Consider the following 16581-nt stretch of genomic DNA (forward strand, 5'->3'; position numbering starts at 1 on the left):
CGGCGGCCCCGCCGCGCGCAAGGCTGGAAGCCGCTTCGGATGCGTGCGCTCCGGCGGCGATCGCTCCAGGCGGGTTCCGGGGGAGGAGTCGCCCGAGCCCCCGCCGCGCGCGCAGCCCCTCGGCCCCCGCCTCCCGCCCCCGCCGCACGCGCAACTCCGCAGCCGCCTCTCGCCGCGCGAAAAATTGCCCTCCGCATCCAAAAATTCCAACGACATCCGCCCAGATGAACAGCCAAATCCACAATAAATTTCCATAGTTCGTAAAAATTTTTCTTGACATGGCTTGACGGGCGCACTATTTTTAGAACTTGCGACTTTTTCGCATTTTTGCGGGTGCACATGAAGGAGGAAAAGCCTCGTGGCTCAAGGAAAAACGACTGATCAGACCAGCCTTTATAGGGATCGGCGAAACTTCGCCAAGATTCCGGACGTCATGGACGTCCCCAACTTGATTGCTATCCAGACGGATAGTTTCGAGTTCTTCAAGGGCGAGGGCCTGGCGCAAGCGTTCCGTGACATCAGCCCCATCGAGAACAACACGAAAGATATGTGCGTGGAGTTCGGCAAGCACGAGTTTGGCGAGCCGAAGTACTCGGTTGACGAGTGCAAGGAGAAGGACGTCTCCTACCAGGCACCGCTGTTCGTGGAGATCCGCTTCATCAACCGTGAAACGGGCGAAATCAAAGAGCAGGACGTGTTCATGGGCGACTTCCCGCTCATGACCCCGCGCGGTACGTTCATCATCAACGGCACCGAGCGCGTCGTCGTCAGCCAGCTGGTCCGCTCCCCGGGCGTGTACTTCGCCTCCGAGCGCGACAAGGCGTCTGACAAGATGCTCTACAACGCCAAGGTCATTCCCAGCCGCGGCGCGTGGCTCGAATTCGAAACCGACAAGCGCGACATCCTGTCCGTGCGCATCGACCGCAAGCGCAAGCAGCCGGCTACGCTGCTCGTGCGCGCCCTCGGCCTGGCCGAGACGCGCGAGGAGATCATCGAGCTTCTGGGCGCCGACGAAATGGTGCTGCGCACGCTCGACCGCGACCCCGCCACCACGAAGGAAGAGTCGCTCATCGAGCTGTACAAGCGCTTCCGTCCCGGCGAGCCTCCCACCATCGACTCCGCCCGCACGCTGCTCGAGGGCTTGTTCTTCAACCCGCAGCGCTACGACCTGGCGAAAGTCGGTCGCTACAAGATCAACAAGAAGCTGGGCTTCGATCCCGACTACGAGGCTTCCACGCTGACCGACGACGACATCGTGAAGACGATGCAGTACATCGTCGCGCTGCATGCCGGCGTCGAAGGCGTGCAGACCGACGACATCGACCACTTCGGCAACCGCCGCATCCGCACCGTGGGCGAGCTGATCCAGAACCAGTTCCGCATCGGCCTGTCCCGCATGGAGCGCGTCGTCCGCGAGCGCATGAGCATGCAGGAGCCCGACGAGATCACGCCGCAGTCGCTCGTGAACATCCGCCCCATCGTGGCGGCCATCAAGGAGTTCTTCGGCTCCTCGCAGCTGTCCCAGTTCATGGATCAGACCAACCCCGCCGCCGGCATCACGCACAAGCGTCGTCTGTCGGCCCTCGGCCCGGGCGGCTTGTCCCGCGAGCGCGCCGGCTTCGAGGTGCGCGACGTGCACACCTCCCACTACGGTCGCATGTGCCCCATCGAGACGCCTGAAGGCCCGAACATCGGCCTTATCGGCTCGCTGGCCACGTACGCTCGCATCAACCCCTACGGCTTCATCGAGACGCCGTATCGCCGCATCGTGGACGGCAAGGTGACCGACGAGATCGACTACCTGACCGCCGACGAGGAGGAGAACTACACCATCGCCCAGGCGAACGAGACGTTCGACCTCGAAACGCGCGAGTTCGTCACGTACGCCGAGGACGGTTCGTTCACGGTCGACAAGAAGGTTCTCTGCCGCACGAAGGACGCCGCCGGCGTCTTCGGCGAGCCCGACGAGGTGCCGCCCGCGCAGATCGACTACATGGACGTGTCCCCGCGCCAGATGACGTCGGTCGCAACGTCGCTCATCCCGTTCCTCGAGCACGACGACGCGAACCGCGCTCTCATGGGCTCGAACATGCAGCGCCAGGCCGTGCCCTTGCTGCGTCCGAGCGCGCCGCTCGTGGGCACCGGCATCGAGCACCGCATCGCGGTCGACTCCGGCGAGATCCTGGTCGCCCAGAACCCGGGCGTCGTGGACTACGTCGACGGCCAGACCATCATCATCCTGAACAACGACGGCGAGTACGACGAGTATCTGGTGCCGAAGTTCCAGCGCTCCAACCAGAGCGGCTGCATCAACCACCGTCCCATCGTGCGCAAGGGCGACGAGGTCCAGGCCGGCGACGTGCTGGCTGACGGCCCGTCCTGCGACGGCGGCGAGCTGGCGCTGGGCCAGAACCTCATGGTGGCCTACATGCCGTGGGAAGGCTACAACTACGAGGACGCTATCATCGTGTCCGAGCGCGTGGTGGCCGAGGACCTGCTCACGTCCATCCACATCTCCGAGTACGAGGTGGATGCCCGCGACACGAAGCTGGGACCCGAGGAGATCACCCGCGAAATCCCGAACATCTCCGACGACATGATCGGCGACCTGGACGCCGACGGCATCATCCGCGTGGGCGCCGAGGTGTTCCCGGGCGACGTGCTGGTGGGCAAGGTCACGCCGAAGGGCGAAACCGAGCTCACGGCCGAGGAGCGCCTGCTGCGCGCCATCTTCGGCGAGAAGGCCCGCGAAGTCCGCGACACGTCGCTCAAGGTGCCTCACGGCTCCGGCGGCCGCGTCATCGGCATGAGCCGCTTCAGCCGCGACGCCGGCGACGAGCTGGCTCCGGGCGTGAACGAGCTCGTCCGCATCTACGTGGCTCAGAAGCGCAAGGTGCAGCAGGGCGACAAGCTGTCCGGCCGTCACGGCAACAAGGGCGTTATCTCCCGCGTGCTGCCGGTCGAGGACATGCCGTACCTCGCCGACGGCACCCCCATCGACGTCATCCTGAACCCCCTGGGCGTTCCGTCCCGAATGAACGTGGGCCAGCTGCTTGAGAACCACCTGGGCTGGGCCGCGAAGTGGGGCTGGTCCGACGAGGAGGAGACCGAGGAGGTCGTGGAGGGCCCGATGCACGTGGCCACGCCCGTCTTCGACGGCGCTACGGAGAAGGAGATCTCCGACGCCATCGAGAAGGCGAACCGCAACCTGATCAACTACAACCATTACAAGTACGGCGAGAAGGCCCGCGACGAGTTCGTGCCGCAGCTTTCCCGCACCGGCAAGACCTGGCTCTACGACGGCCGCACGGGCGAGAAGTTCCGCGAGCCCATCACGGTTGGCCAGAGCTACATCCTGAAGCTGGGCCACATGGTGGACGACAAGATCCACGCGCGTTCGACCGGCCCCTACAGCCTGATCACGCAGCAGCCTCTGGGCGGCAAGGCCCAGTTCGGCGGCCAGCGCTTCGGCGAGATGGAAGTGTGGGCGCTGTACGCGTACGGCGCTTCCAACGTGCTCCAGGAGATCTTGACCGTGAAGTCCGACGACACCGCCGGCCGCGTCAAGTCCTACGAGTCCATCGTCAAGGGTGAGAACATCCCGGCTGCCGAGGTGCCCGAGAGCTTCAAGGTTCTGGTCAAGGAAATGAAGTCGCTCTGCTTGAACGTGGAGCTTGAGGGTCACGACCACCAGACGATCGACGTCACCAAGGACATCGATCGCCAGGATGACGGCGACCGTGCGCTGTACGAGGCCATCGCGGCCGACGCGCGCAAGACGGAAGAGGACGACGCGGCGAACGCTCTCGACAGCATTGCCGCTGAGCTGGGAGAATTGATGGGCGAAAGCAACAACGACACGAACGACCTCATCGGTGAAGGAGAGGAGCGATAAATGACGACGGAATTCGACGTTAACAATTTCGACGCTTTGCGTATCTCTCTGGCCAATGCCGAGGACGTGCGCAGCTGGTCGCGCGGCGAGGTCAAGAAGCCCGAGACGATCAACTACCGCACGCTCAAGCCGGAGAAAGACGGCCTGTTCTGCGAGAAGATCTTCGGCCCCACGAAGGACTGGGAGTGCGCGTGCGGCAAGTACAAGCGCGTCCGCTTCAAGGGCATCGTCTGCGAGCGCTGCGGCGTGGAGGTCACGCGCAGCAAGGTTCGCCGCGAGCGCATGGGCCACATCGAGCTGGCCGCGCCCGTGAGCCATATCTGGTACTTCAAGGGCAGCCCGAGCCGTCTGGGCTACCTGCTGGACATCCCGCCGAAGGAGCTGGAGAAGGTTCTGTACTTCGCCTCCTCCATCATCACGTCGGTTGACAAGGAAGCTCGCGAGGAGGACGCCGACGAGCTGCGCGACGAGCTGGCCGCCGACCTTGAAGAGCTGGACGCCGAGCGCGATCGCCTCGTCGAGGCCACGCGCCGCCTGTCCGTGGACTACGTGCCCGAGGACGACGATTTCGTCGACGACATCGACGAGGACGAGCGCATGACCGCTGAGGAGGTCGACGAGGAGATCGCCGACATCTACGAGGAGTTCAACGAGCGCAAGTCGCTGCGTCAGGACGCCTTCGACGCCTTCATGAAGGTCGAGCCGAAGCAGCTCGTGCCGGACGAGGCCCTGTATCGCGAGATGCGCCTCAACTACCGCGACTACTTCACGGGCGGCATGGGCGCCGAGTCCGTGCGCGACCTGCTGGACGCCATGGACCTTGCGGCCGTGTCCGAAGAGCTGCGCGACACCATCGCCAACGGCAAGGGTCAGAAGCGCGCCAAGGCCATCAAGCGCCTCAAGGTGGTCGACGCGTTCCTCAAGTCCGAGAACAAGCCGTCCGACATGATCCTGGACGTTATCCCGGTCATCCCGCCCGACCTGCGCCCCATGGTGCAGCTCGACGGCGGCCGCTTCGCCACGTCGGACTTGAACGACCTGTACCGTCGCGTCATCAACCGCAACAACCGTCTCAAGCGCCTGCTGGACCTGGGCGCTCCCGAGATCATCGTCAACAACGAGAAGCGCATGCTGCAGGAGGCCGTCGACAGCCTGTTCGACAACGGCCGCCGCGGCCGCCCCGTCACGGGCCCGGGCAACCGCCCGCTGAAGTCGCTGTCCGACATGCTCAAGGGCAAGCAGGGCCGCTTCCGTCAGAACCTGCTGGGCAAGCGCGTCGACTACTCCGGCCGTTCGGTTATCGTCGTCGGCCCGCAGCTCAAGCTGCACCAGTGCGGCCTGCCGTCGCAGATGGCGCTCGAGCTGTTCAAGCCCTTCGTAATGAAGCGCCTGGTGGAGCTTGAGTACGCCGCCAACATCAAGGCTGCGAAGCGCGCTGTCGACCGTGGCGCCAGCTACGTGTGGGACGTGCTGGAAGAAGTCATCACCGAGCATCCGGTGCTGCTGAACCGCGCGCCAACCCTGCACCGTCTGGGCATCCAGGCGTTCGAGCCGGTGTTGGTCGAGGGCAAGGCCATCAAGCTGCACCCGCTGGTCTGCACCGCCTTCAACGCCGACTTCGACGGCGACCAGATGGCCGTGCACGTGCCCTTGGGCGCCGAGGCCCAGGCCGAGGCCCGCGTGCTCATGCTGTCCGCCAACAACATCAAATCCCCGGCTCACGGCCGTCCGCTGACCGTGCCGACGCAGGACATGATCATCGGCCTGTACTACCTCACGGCCGCTCGCGACGGCTTCGAGGGCGAGGGACGCGCGTTCATCGACTTCGCTGACGCGCTGAACGCCTACGACGCTCGCGCCGATCTTGACCTGCAGGCCAAGATCTGGGTGCGCCTGAGCAAGGACACCCAGGTGGCAACGGCTTTCGGCAAGTTCGAAGAGCACAAGGCCGGCGAGCGCATCGAAACCACCATCGGTCGTATCACGTTCAACAACGTGCTGCCCGACAGCTACCCCTTCTTGAACTACGAAATGAACAAGAAGGAGATCAGCCGTCTGGTGGAGGACGTCTGCAGCCGCTACGAGCTGTCGAAGGTGCCCGCCATCCTCGACGGCCTGAAGGACGCAGGCTTCCACTACGCCACGCGCGCTGGCGTTACCGTTTCGGTGTACGACGCCACCGTGCCGCCGCAGAAGGGCGAGATCCTGGCTGCTGCCGACGCGAAGGTCGCGGCTATCGACGAGGACTACGAGATGGGCCTCATGAGCCCCGACGAGCGCCACAAGCAGGTCGTCGACATCTGGAACGAAGCCAACGAGGCGGTCGGCGACGCGATGGCCGAGAACTTCGACAAGTTCAACCCCATCTACATGATGGCGTTCTCCGGTGCACGAGGCAACATCAAGCAGATCCGCCAGCTGGCCGGTATGCGTGGCCTCATGTCCGACCCGAAGGGCGAGATCATCGACCGACCCATTAAGGCGAACTTCCGCGAGGGCCTGTCGGTGTTGGAGTACTTCATCTCCACGCACGGTGCTCGTAAGGGTCTGGCTGACACGGCTCTGCGTACCGCCGACTCGGGTTACCTGACCCGTCGTCTGGTGGACGTGGCGCAAGACGTCATCATCCGCGAGATCGACTGCGGCACCACCGACGGCGTGCCCTATCCGCTGCACAACGACAAGGGCGAGGTGGACGAGAACCTGATCGGCCGCTGCCTGCTCGAAGACGTGAAGGGCGCCGACGGCACCGTTATCCTTGCTGCGGGCGAGTACATGACCAGCATGGACCAGCTGCGCGCCATGGACGCTGCGGGTGTCGAGGAACTGATCATCCGCACGGTCATGACCTGCCATGCCGACCAGGGCGTATGCCAGAAGTGCTACGGTTGGGACCTTGCTACGGCGCGTCCGGTGAACATCGGCACGGCGGTGGGCATCATCGCCGCCCAGTCCATTGGCGAGCCGGGCACCCAGCTTACCATGCGTACGTTCCACACCGGCGGCGTCGCAGGCGAGGACATCACGCACGGTCTGCCTCGTGTTCAGGAGCTTTTCGAGGCGCGCAAGCCGAAGGGTCTTGCCGTGCTGGCCGAGATCTCCGGTACGTTGCAGATCTCGGGCGACAAGCAGTTCAAGACGCTGACCATTCATGACCAGCAGGGCAACTTCCGCGAGTACGTGGTAAGCGCCCGCGCCCAGATGCTTCCGGGCGTGAGCGACGGCTGCCAGGTCAAGGTGGGCCAGCAGCTGACGAAGGGTTCCGTGAACCCGCACGACCTGCTGCGCCTGACCGACCCGAACACCACGCTGCGCTACATCGTGAGCCAGGTCCAGGGCGTGTACGTGTCCCAGGGCGTTGACATCAACGACAAGCACATCGAGGTCATCGCGCGCCAGATGCTGCGCAAGGTGGCCGTGCTCGACGCGGGCGATTCCGAGCTTTTGCCGGGTCGCCAGGTCAACCGCTTCGAGTTCGAAGGCGTTGCCAACGCGCTTATCGCCGAAGGCAAGGAGCCGCCCGTGGGCCAGCCGCTGCTGCTGGGCATCACGAAGGCTTCGCTGGCCACGGATTCGTTCCTGTCCGCCGCATCGTTCCAGGAGACCACGAAGGTTCTCACGGACGCTGCCATCGAGGGCAAGATCGACCATTTGGCCGGCCTGAAGGAGAACGTCATCATCGGCAAGCCGATCCCGGCGGGCACGGGCCTGACGCGCTACCGCGAAGTGGGCCTTACCTACAAGGGCCGTCCGGTTTCCGGCGTGGCGGGCGAGACGCTTCCCGACTTCGCTCCGGATGCGTTGCGCGAGATCGAGGAGCTGCTGCCGCAGCCGCAGGATTGGTCGCTTGACGGCGACGGCTACCTCAACATGGGCTCGAATTACGGCAGCTACTACAGCGGCCTGTCGCTGGGCCATCGCGGTCCGCAGCTGTCCGACGAGGATGCGCGTCTGTACATCTACGACGACCTGGGCGTGTCCCAGCGCTGGGCCAACAAGTTCAGCGAGGCCGGCATCGAGACGGTGGCCGATTTGGTGGGCCACACCGAAGAGGACCTGCTGCGCATCGAGGGCATTGGCGTGAAGGCCATCGAAGAGCTGAAGGAGGGCTTGGAGGAGCGCGGTTTGACGCACGTGATCGAGGACGATCTGGCGGCTACGAGCGACGACATGTCCCAGCTGCTCGACATGGTGTTCAGCCCGGACGACACCGTCCTCATCGGCGGCGACGAGCCTGCCACCTTCAACACCGAAGGCGAGGACATGCTGGGCGAGGCTTTGCCGCCTCGTTCCTACCAGCGCAACCTGGAGGAATTGGATGCGCTGCTGGGTTCCGTGGGCTCGCTGGGCTTCGGCCTGACGGGCAAGGAGGAAGAGGAAGCCTCCAACGCGGACGACGCGGAGTAACAGCTGCAAGGGGCGCGCTCAGGCGCGCCCCTTTTGCATAGGCCCGTGCTCGGGTTGGGAGATGCAGCGTTTCGGCGCTGCAGCGCGCTGCGCATGCCCCGCGACCGAGCATGTCGGCGAATCGTCGAGAAAGGTTGCCCAGTGTCACATAAGACCTACATTCCGGCTGGCGAAACGCCGCCGGCTTCCCCTATAGGCGCAACGCTCGAGTCTTTGAGCGGCGCCATCGCCGCGCGGCGCGAGGCGGGGGAGGAAAGCTACACGCACCGCTTGCTTTCCGGTTCCGTCGACGACGTGCTGAAAAAGATCATGGAAGAGGCGGGCGAAGTTGCGCTCGCGGCCAAAGACGTGGAGTCTTGGGCATGCTCGTCGCTGGCTGCTGCGCTGGCATGCCAGGCGGATTCGGCGCAGGAAGAGGAGGCGACGTCGCTTGACGTGGACCTTCCGACGGAGTATTCCGACGCCGTCGACCATCTGCGCTACGAAGCGGCCGACGTGGTGTACCATCTGTTCGTTCTGCTTGAACGCTACGGCATCGACCTGGACGAATTTGCAGCCGAACTCAACAACCGCATGACGGACGAGGAGCGCCCGTGCGGCGGCGTTCGCCTGCACGAAGCGTTCGTGAAAAGGGGAAAGTAAACGGTCCCGACGGCCTTGCGGCTATCGAAGCGGTCCGGCGGCGCGGGCTTCCGACCTCCGACCTTGCTGACCTTTGCTGAACCTGTTGGACTAGAGAGGGACATCATCATGGCACGACTATTCGGAACCGATGGCGTTCGCGGCATCGCCAATACGGAACTCACGTGCGACCTGGCTTTCAAGCTGGGGCAAGCCGCCGTGGCGTTTCAGGGGAAGACCATTTTGATCGGCAAGGACACCCGCTTGTCGGGCGACATGCTGGAGTCGTCCGTTGCTGCGGGCGTCATGTCGATGGGCGGCACGGCGCTGTTAGCGGGGATCATCCCCACGCCCGCCATCGCGCTGCTGGTGCGCGAGCTGCACTGCGACGGCGGCGTGGTCATTTCCGCTTCCCACAATCCGCCGGAGTACAACGGCATCAAGCTGTTCGACGCCCAGGGCTTCAAGCTGCCCGATGCGGTGGAGGACGACATCGAGGCGTTCGTGGTGCGCGGCGGCGCGGCGGCTGAGGAGCTGCCGGCGGGCGATGCCGTGGGCGTTTCGCTGCCGGTCGAGGATGCGTGCGAGCTCTACATCGCCCACGCCGTGTCCACGGTGACGCGCGACGGGATTGACCTGGCGGGCTTGAAGGTGGCCCTTGACGTGGGGCATGGGGCTTCGTGCATGACCAGCGCCGAGGCGCTGCGCCGTTTGGGCGCCGACGTGGTGGTCGTCAACGAGGACTTCGACGGAACCGACATCAACGTGCAGTGCGGATCGACGCATCTGGGTCCCGTGCGCGATCTGGTGGCCGAGATCGGAGCCGATGTGGGCATCGCGCATGATGGCGACGCCGACCGCGTCATGTTGGTGGACGCGCGGGGCAACGAGATCGACGGCGACGTGGTGGAAACGGTGTGCGCCATCGATCTGAAGCAGCGCGGCCTGCTGCCCGGCAACACGGCCGTGTCCACGGTCATGTGCAACCTGGGCCTCACGCATGCGCTGCGCGATGCGGGCATCGAGCTTATCCAGACGAAGGTGGGCGACCGCTACGTGTTGGAGGCCATGCGCGAAGGCGGGTTCGTCGTCGGCGGCGAGCAGAGCGGCCACATGATCTTCCTCGAGCACAACTCTACGGGCGACGGCTTGGTGACGGCGCTTCAGTTCTTGGCCGCCTGCAAGCGTGCCGGGAAATCCGTCGAAGAGGCCGCCTCCGTCATGACGCGCTTCCCGCAGACCCTCATCAACGTGAAGGTGCAAGACAAGCATGCCGTGGACGACAACGACGCCGTGCAGGCCGCCGTCCGCGCCGCCGAAGACGCCCTGGGCGATTCCGGGCGCGTGTTGCTGCGACCTTCCGGCACCGAGCCGGTGGTGCGCGTGATGGTGGAGGCTGCAAGCGCTGAAGACGCCGAACGCCATGCGGCGGCGATCGCCGCGGTGGTCGAGCGCGAGGTGTAGCGCTTTTTGTTGCTGCGAAAAGAAACCCGCCTGGCGGGTTTCTTTTTTAGCGCGCCGAGCATGACGCGCGTTTCCAACGGATGAAAGTCCCGAGCGCCGCGCTCGGCAGCGGGAGGCGGCTACTTTCTCACGAACAGGCTGAGGAAGCGCACGAGCAGGCTCGGCTTCTTCTTGTCGGGCGCTGTCGCGGCTACGATCTCCTGATGGGAGGCCGACTCGTCGCCCTCGTTTGCGGGCGGCTCTATCGCATCCGCTTCGAGCGCTTCCGCCTGTGCCGCTTCGTCGGCTGCGGCCGCGGCCGCCTCGACCTGCTCCTCGGCTTTGACCGCTCGCACCGCCTCGGCGGCCTGGGCAGCAGCGCGCGCCGCCGCCTCGGCGGCGAGTTCGGCGGCCTTGTTCGCGGCAGCTGCGATGACCTCGGCTTCCCGGGCTGACGCCTGCGCGTCGGGCATGGTGGGAACTGCGGGATGCTCGTCGTCTTCCGCGAGCGCGGCGGTTTGGCGGCTGGGGGCCGCATCGGGCGCGGACTCGTCCCGCGCCGCCATCCTGCGGCGGCTCGCATCGCGCGCCGCTTCGTCCTCGGCCGCTTCCAATCGGCGTTTCTGCGCCTGCTTGATGAAGAACTCCTGCGACTCGAACAGCGCGGTCTCGCTGTTGTCGTCCTGCTTGGCAAACGAGCCGAGCGCCGTGTAGCTTTTATCGGGCAGCAGTTCGCGCAGCTTCGCCGTGTCCGCCATGCTGACGTCCAGGTATCCCAGGATCTGCTCGCGCAGCTCTTCGTCGAGCACGGGCCATGCGATCTCGATGCGCTTGTCCATGTTGCGCGTCATGAGGTCGGCGCTCGACAGGTACAGCTTCATGTTGTCGCGCGGGCCGAACCCGTAGATGCGGCTGTGCTCGAGCAGGCGCCCTACGATGGACACCACGCGCACGTTCTCGGTAAATCCCTCAAGCCCGGGCACGATACACGAGATGCCGCGCACGAACAGGGTGACCGGAACGCCCGCCTGCGACGCCTCGACCACTTTCTCGATCACGTCTTTGTCGGTGACGGAGTTGGTCTTGAAGAACAGGCCGCACGGCTCGCCTGCGCGAGCGCGCTCCATTTCCCGGTCGATGCCGGCAAGGATCATCGGCTTGATCTGCAGCGGGGCAACCCACATGATGTCGTAGTTGTCCGACGTGTTCTCAAGCGCCATGTTGCGGAAGAACTCGGTGGCGTCGCGGCCGAACGTCTCGTCGGTGGTGATGAACGCCAGGTCGGTGTAGAGCTTCGCCGTCTTCTCGTTGTAGTTGCCGGTGCCCAGCTGGGTGATGTGCTGCAGGCCGTGCTCGGTTTGGCGGGTGATGCAGCAGATCTTCGAGTGCACCTTGAAGTCGCGGAACCCGTAGATCACCTTGCATCCGGCCTGTTCGAAGCGCTGCGACCACTCGATGTTGTTGCTCTCGTCGAACCGCGCGCGCAGTTCGAACAGCGCCGTCACCTCCTTGCCGTTCTCGGCTGCCGCGATGAGCGCTTCGGCCAGGTGGGATTGGCTTGCCAGGCGGTACAGCGTGATCTTGATGGAAATGACGCTTGGGTCGTTGGCGGCCTCGCGCAGAAGTTGCACGAACGCGTCCATCGTCTCGTACGGGTAGGACAGCAGCACTTCCTTTTCGGTTACCTGGTCGATGACCGGGCGGTTGCGGTCAAGGCATCCCGGCCACTGCGGCGTGAAGGGCACGTTCGTCATCTTGGCGCGTTCCTTCTCGGGCAGGCGGCTGCCCAGCCCCCAGGTGAAGCTCATGTCAAGCGGCACCGACGTGACGAATGCCTGGTGAGATTTCAGTCCCAAGCGCTTGAGCAGCAGCTTTTCCAGGGTTGACGAAAGGGGTCGCTCGCTTTCGAGGCGCACGGGAGCCAGGCGCGCACGCTTCTTGAGGATGCGCTTCATGTGCTCGCGGTAGTCCTCGTCGCTTTCGTCGGTGCCTTCGGTGGCGTCAAGGTCGGCGTTGCGCGTCACGCAGATCACGTTGGTGTGCTTGACGGCGTACATGCTGAAAATCTCGGACGCCACCATCTCGATGGCGTGCTCCAGCAAGATGAACTGCAGCCCGTCGCCCGGCAGCTCGATGACGCGCGCGCATTGCTTCGGCATGGGCACCAGTCCCAGCGTCACGCCTTCGGCTCCAAGGTTTTTCGCCTTGTCGGGCTTGGCCGCCTTGTCCGCGCCCTTCGCCTTCGCGGTTTTCTTGCCCAGGTTGATCTCCTCGTTCAGGCGCACCACAACGTACAAGGCTCCGTTTTCAAGATGCGGAAACGGGTGACGCGTGTTGATGATCTGCGGAGACAGAAACGGCAGGACGTTTTGCTGAACGTGGCGCGACAGGAAGGCGCGCTGGTCGTCGGTGAGGTCTTCAGGGCGCAGATGGCATACGCGGCGCTCACGCAGCAGGCGGCGAACCTCCTCGAAGGTCCGTTCCTGGATGGGGTAGAGCTCGCGGCAGCGCGCGTAGATCGCGTCGAGCTGCTCGGCGGGCGTCATGTTCGACTTCGAGTCGATGATGTGCTTTTTCACCAGGGCCAGGTCGGTCAGGCTGCCCACGCGCACCATGAAGAACTCCTGCAGGTTGCTCCAGAAGATGGAGATGAAGTTCAGCCGCTCGAGCAGCGGCACCGTTTCATCGGCTCCCTGGTCGAGCACGCGCTCGTTGAACGTGAGCCACGACAGCTCGCGGTTCTGCAGGTAGGGCGCCGCCTGCATGCGCTCGCCCGCAACGCCGTCCGCGGCGGATGCATGGGCGGCTGGCTCCTGGTGGTCGGGAACGGCCGGGCTTGTCTTCGGATGGCCCGCACCCTGCTTGGGGGTGGTTTCGATCGACGGCTTCTTGCTTGCTTCCATGAGCTTCCCTTCCCGTACGTTCCGTCAACGTGCGCTGATGCGCGTGATGGCGAATCGGTTCCTTTAGAGCAGCATGCGTTCGATCAGGTATCCTTCGCGAACGCCGTATTTGCAGATTTCCAGGCGCTGCGCGCCGAAGGCGTCGAACAGCGCATGGAGAATGATGCAGCCCGGTACTAACGTATGCACGCGCTCGGCAGAGGCTTTGAGCGCGGCATGGGCAAATGCGTCGGGGTCGATACGGCACCACTTCAGTATCGCATGAATATCGTCGCGCGTCATGGTTTTGGGCCGGGTTGCCGAGCCTGTGGCTTGTTGCAGCATCTTGGCGGCGGCGCGCGTGCTGCCGCCGATGCCGTACAGGGTGTCCGCTCGGTACGCCTCAGGGTGCGGCAGCTTGTCCAGATGGTCGCGCAGCGCGCGTTCGATGGCGCGCATCTCGGGGTCTGCGGGCAGGATGGCGCGCACGTAGCGCGCGAACGACGAGAGCGACCCTTGCCCCAAGCTGACGTTGTCGAAGTCGCGGCCGTCCTCGATGCGTGTGAGCTCGGTCGACCCGCCGCCGATATCCACCAGGGTTCCGCGGACGACCGATCGATCGCAGGTGGCCCCCACGAATCCCAGGTGGGCTTCGTCTTGCGCGGAAAGCAGGGATATGGGCAGCCCGGTGCGCTCCTCGATCTCGGCTACGGCCTGGTTGCAGTTCGAGGCGTTGCGCAGCACGGCGGTGGCGAACACCTCGAGCTTTTTGCAATCGAAGTACCGCGAGCGCTTCGCGTGGCCCTTGAGCACGTTGACGGCCCGGTCGATGCCCGCCTGGGTGAACGCGCCGTCAACGACGTAGGCGGAAAGGCCGGCCATCACCTTGTCGTTGATGAGGCTTTTGAAATCCTTGTTCGTGTACGTTTCCCGGCGGTCGTCCTTCACTTCGTATATGACGAGGCGAATAGAGTTCGATCCGAGGTCAATTACTCCGTAGTTGGGCATGATGGCTTCTTCGTGGGTCGTTCGGCCGCTGCGGCAGGCGCCGCGTAAGCGACGTCGTGCGCCGCGCCGCGCTGGTTGGTCATTGATTCCATTGTAGGCAAACCGTGGCTGGTCGCAAAGCGCGCTCGCGAACCCGGCACCAAGATTTTACCTTGAGTTGATGCAGCGGAACGGCCCGATTTCCCGCTGTGCTATGATGGGGTGCACCCCCGGAGAAAGGATGCGCGCATGCTGGAGACCGTCGATTTCTCGCTGGAAGCCCTGCCGAAGGATGAGTACAAGCTGCGTCGCGACCAGCTCATGGACCGGCTTGTGGTGCTGCAGCAGCAAGCGCGCACGCAGGGCGTGGGCCTCGTGGTCTTGTTCGAGGGTTGGGACGGGGCGGGCAAGGGCAGTCGCATCTCCGATCTCCTCTATCATTTGGACGCACGCGCGACCAGCGTGCACGTCACGGAAAACCTTGACGTCAAGGCTGCGCGGACCTTTGCGGGCGCACCGTACGGCGTCACGGGATTCTACCCGATCATGCAGGAGTTCTGGCAATCGCTCGGCATGCGCGGCACCACCACGTTCTACGACCGCGGCTGGTACACCGCCGCAGTCCAGCACATGCTGTACGCCGAATACGGAAGCCTGACCATGGCTCAGGCTGAAAAGGCCACGGGCAAGCGCAAGGCCGTGGCTGCCGCCATGGCCGAGGCGCGCGACGAGCGTCACATCAGCGCGCTGCGCCGCCACCTTACGTCGGCGGCCGACTTCGAGCGCCAGCTGGTGGACGACGGCTATCTGGTGGTGAAGTTCTTCGTGCACGTGACCAAGGAGGCGCAGAAGAAGCGCCTGACGCGCTTGCACGACGATCCCGCCACGCGCTGGCGGGTGAGCGAGGAGAAGCTTGCGCGCATAGGAAACTACGAGGAGGCCTACCGCCTGTACGACAACCTGCTGGAAGGCAGCGACTTCGCGTACGCTCCCTGGCATCTGGTCAACGGGGAGGACAAGCGTCGCGCGAACCTGCAGATAGCCGAAACGCTGGCGGACGCGCTGTCCGGCGCGCTTGCCGCGCAGCCCAACGCCGAAGCTGTGGCGGCGGCAGCGAAGGCGCAAGCCAATTCGGCGGGCGCTTTGGAGGAGGCCCCTCTGTTCGGCCGCGCGCCGGAAGAGGAGGCCCGCATCTTGGCTGCCGCGCAGAAAGAGGCTGACGAGGCTCGCGCCCGCGCTCCTCGCGCCTCGCGGTTTCGCCAGGTGGACGACCCTCCCGCGCTCGATCGGGTCGACCATGGCCTCGCGCTGGATCCGATGGCCTACAAGGAGCAGCTCAAAGCCCAGCAAGATCGTTTGAACAGGTTGGAAATGGAGATGTACCAAAAGCGCATCCCGCTCATGCTCATGTACGAAGGATGGGATGCGGCGGGCAAGGGCGGCAACATCAAGCGCGTCGCCCAGGCGCTCGATGCGCGCGCCTACACCATTTTCCCCAGCCCGGCTCCCACGAAGCCCGAACTGCTGCACCCGCATCTGTGGCGGTACTGGACGCGTCTGCCGAAGGCGGGGCACGTGGGCATCTACGACCGCAGCTGGTACGGGCGCGTGCTGGTCGAGCGCGTAGAGGGGTTCGCTTCGCCCGCCGAATGGACGCGCGCGTACGACGAGATCAACGAGTTCGAGCAGGAGCTCGTGCGCTGGGGCGCCATCCTGCTCAAGTTCTGGGTTGACGTGAGCCCGGAAGAGCAGCTGCGCCGCTTCCATGAAAGGCAGAACGATCCGGCCAAGCAATGGAAGATCACCGACGAAGATTGGCGCAACCGCGACAAGCATCCGCAGTATCAAGCTGCGGTCGAGGACATGTTCCGGCTGACTTCGACCCCCTTCGCTCCGTGGATCGTTCTGGAAAGCGACGACAAGCGTCATGCGCGCGTAAAGGCGCTCAAAATTATCAACGACGCTCTGGAAGCTCGCTTGCGCGAAGCCTGAGATCGCGTTACTATGGTCTGCAGCCATTAACGCCGATTGCGCGCTTTCGCGCGCTTGATTTAAGGGGAAGACATGACTCTGTTTGGAATGACCGTGCCCATGGAGGCCATCTGGGTCGTCGTTGCGATCATCGTGCTTATCATCGTCGTCTTCATTGCGAAGGGCTTTATCGACGAGATGAAGAAGTAGCTGACCGCGGGCGACGCCCGTAGTCGTGAAAATTGCGTTTTTGACTACATCGCGCCCTCGTTTCGGGGGCGTTTTGCTTATTATGGTAACGGTCTGGCAGCAGCGGGCGCGCCAAACGGTCGAGGACGATACAACGCCCGCGGTTCGACGTTCCTTCGAAAGGCG

The 16581-nt window shown here is 64.3% G+C and carries 7 protein-coding genes; 5 read left to right on the forward strand and 2 right to left on the reverse strand.

Annotated features, from left to right (window positions below):
* Positions 1-358 precede the first annotated feature (358 nt).
* The 4 genes from rpoB (at position 359) to glmM (ending at position 10387) form a co-directional block, all read left to right on the forward strand.
* Positions 359-3895, forward strand: coding sequence for a DNA-directed RNA polymerase subunit beta (rpoB, locus tag LQE90_RS04170; RefSeq protein WP_114567895.1), 3537 nt, complete (start codon positions 359-361; stop codon positions 3893-3895).
* On the forward strand, positions 3896-8302 hold the full coding sequence (locus LQE90_RS04175; RefSeq protein ID WP_216528955.1) for a DNA-directed RNA polymerase subunit beta': 4407 nt from the start codon (positions 3896-3898) through the stop codon (positions 8300-8302). It abuts the gene before it with no gap.
* Between the two features lie 141 nt (positions 8303-8443).
* Positions 8444-8944: a phosphoribosyl-ATP pyrophosphatase gene (locus tag LQE90_RS04180; RefSeq protein WP_114567897.1), complete on the forward strand. Its 501-nt coding sequence runs from the start codon at positions 8444-8446 to the stop codon at positions 8942-8944.
* Between the two features lie 108 nt (positions 8945-9052).
* A complete protein-coding gene (glmM, locus tag LQE90_RS04185; RefSeq protein WP_216528954.1) occupies positions 9053-10387 on the forward strand; it encodes a phosphoglucosamine mutase in 1335 nt (444 codons plus the stop codon).
* Between the two features lie 119 nt (positions 10388-10506).
* Here glmM and ppk1 read toward each other — a convergent pair whose 3' ends face one another.
* Positions 10507-13131: a polyphosphate kinase 1 gene (gene ppk1, locus LQE90_RS04190; protein ID WP_439651865.1), complete on the reverse strand. Its 2625-nt coding sequence runs from the start codon at positions 13129-13131 to the stop codon at positions 10507-10509.
* A 201-nt stretch (positions 13132-13332) separates the two neighbouring features.
* Positions 13333-14256, reverse strand: coding sequence for a Ppx/GppA phosphatase family protein (locus tag LQE90_RS04195; protein ID WP_216528952.1), 924 nt, complete (start codon positions 14254-14256; stop codon positions 13333-13335).
* 228 nt (positions 14257-14484) lie between these two features.
* Here LQE90_RS04195 and LQE90_RS04200 point away from each other — a divergent pair, with 228 nt between their 5' ends.
* Positions 14485-16227, forward strand: a complete 1743-nt coding sequence (locus LQE90_RS04200; RefSeq protein ID WP_216528951.1) for a polyphosphate--AMP phosphotransferase — start codon at positions 14485-14487, stop codon at positions 16225-16227.
* Positions 16228-16581: the final 354 nt, after the last annotated feature.

The sequence above is a fragment of the Paraeggerthella hominis genome (assembly GCF_021044775.1).
GTDB classification, from domain to species: domain Bacteria; phylum Actinomycetota; class Coriobacteriia; order Coriobacteriales; family Eggerthellaceae; genus Paraeggerthella; species Paraeggerthella hominis.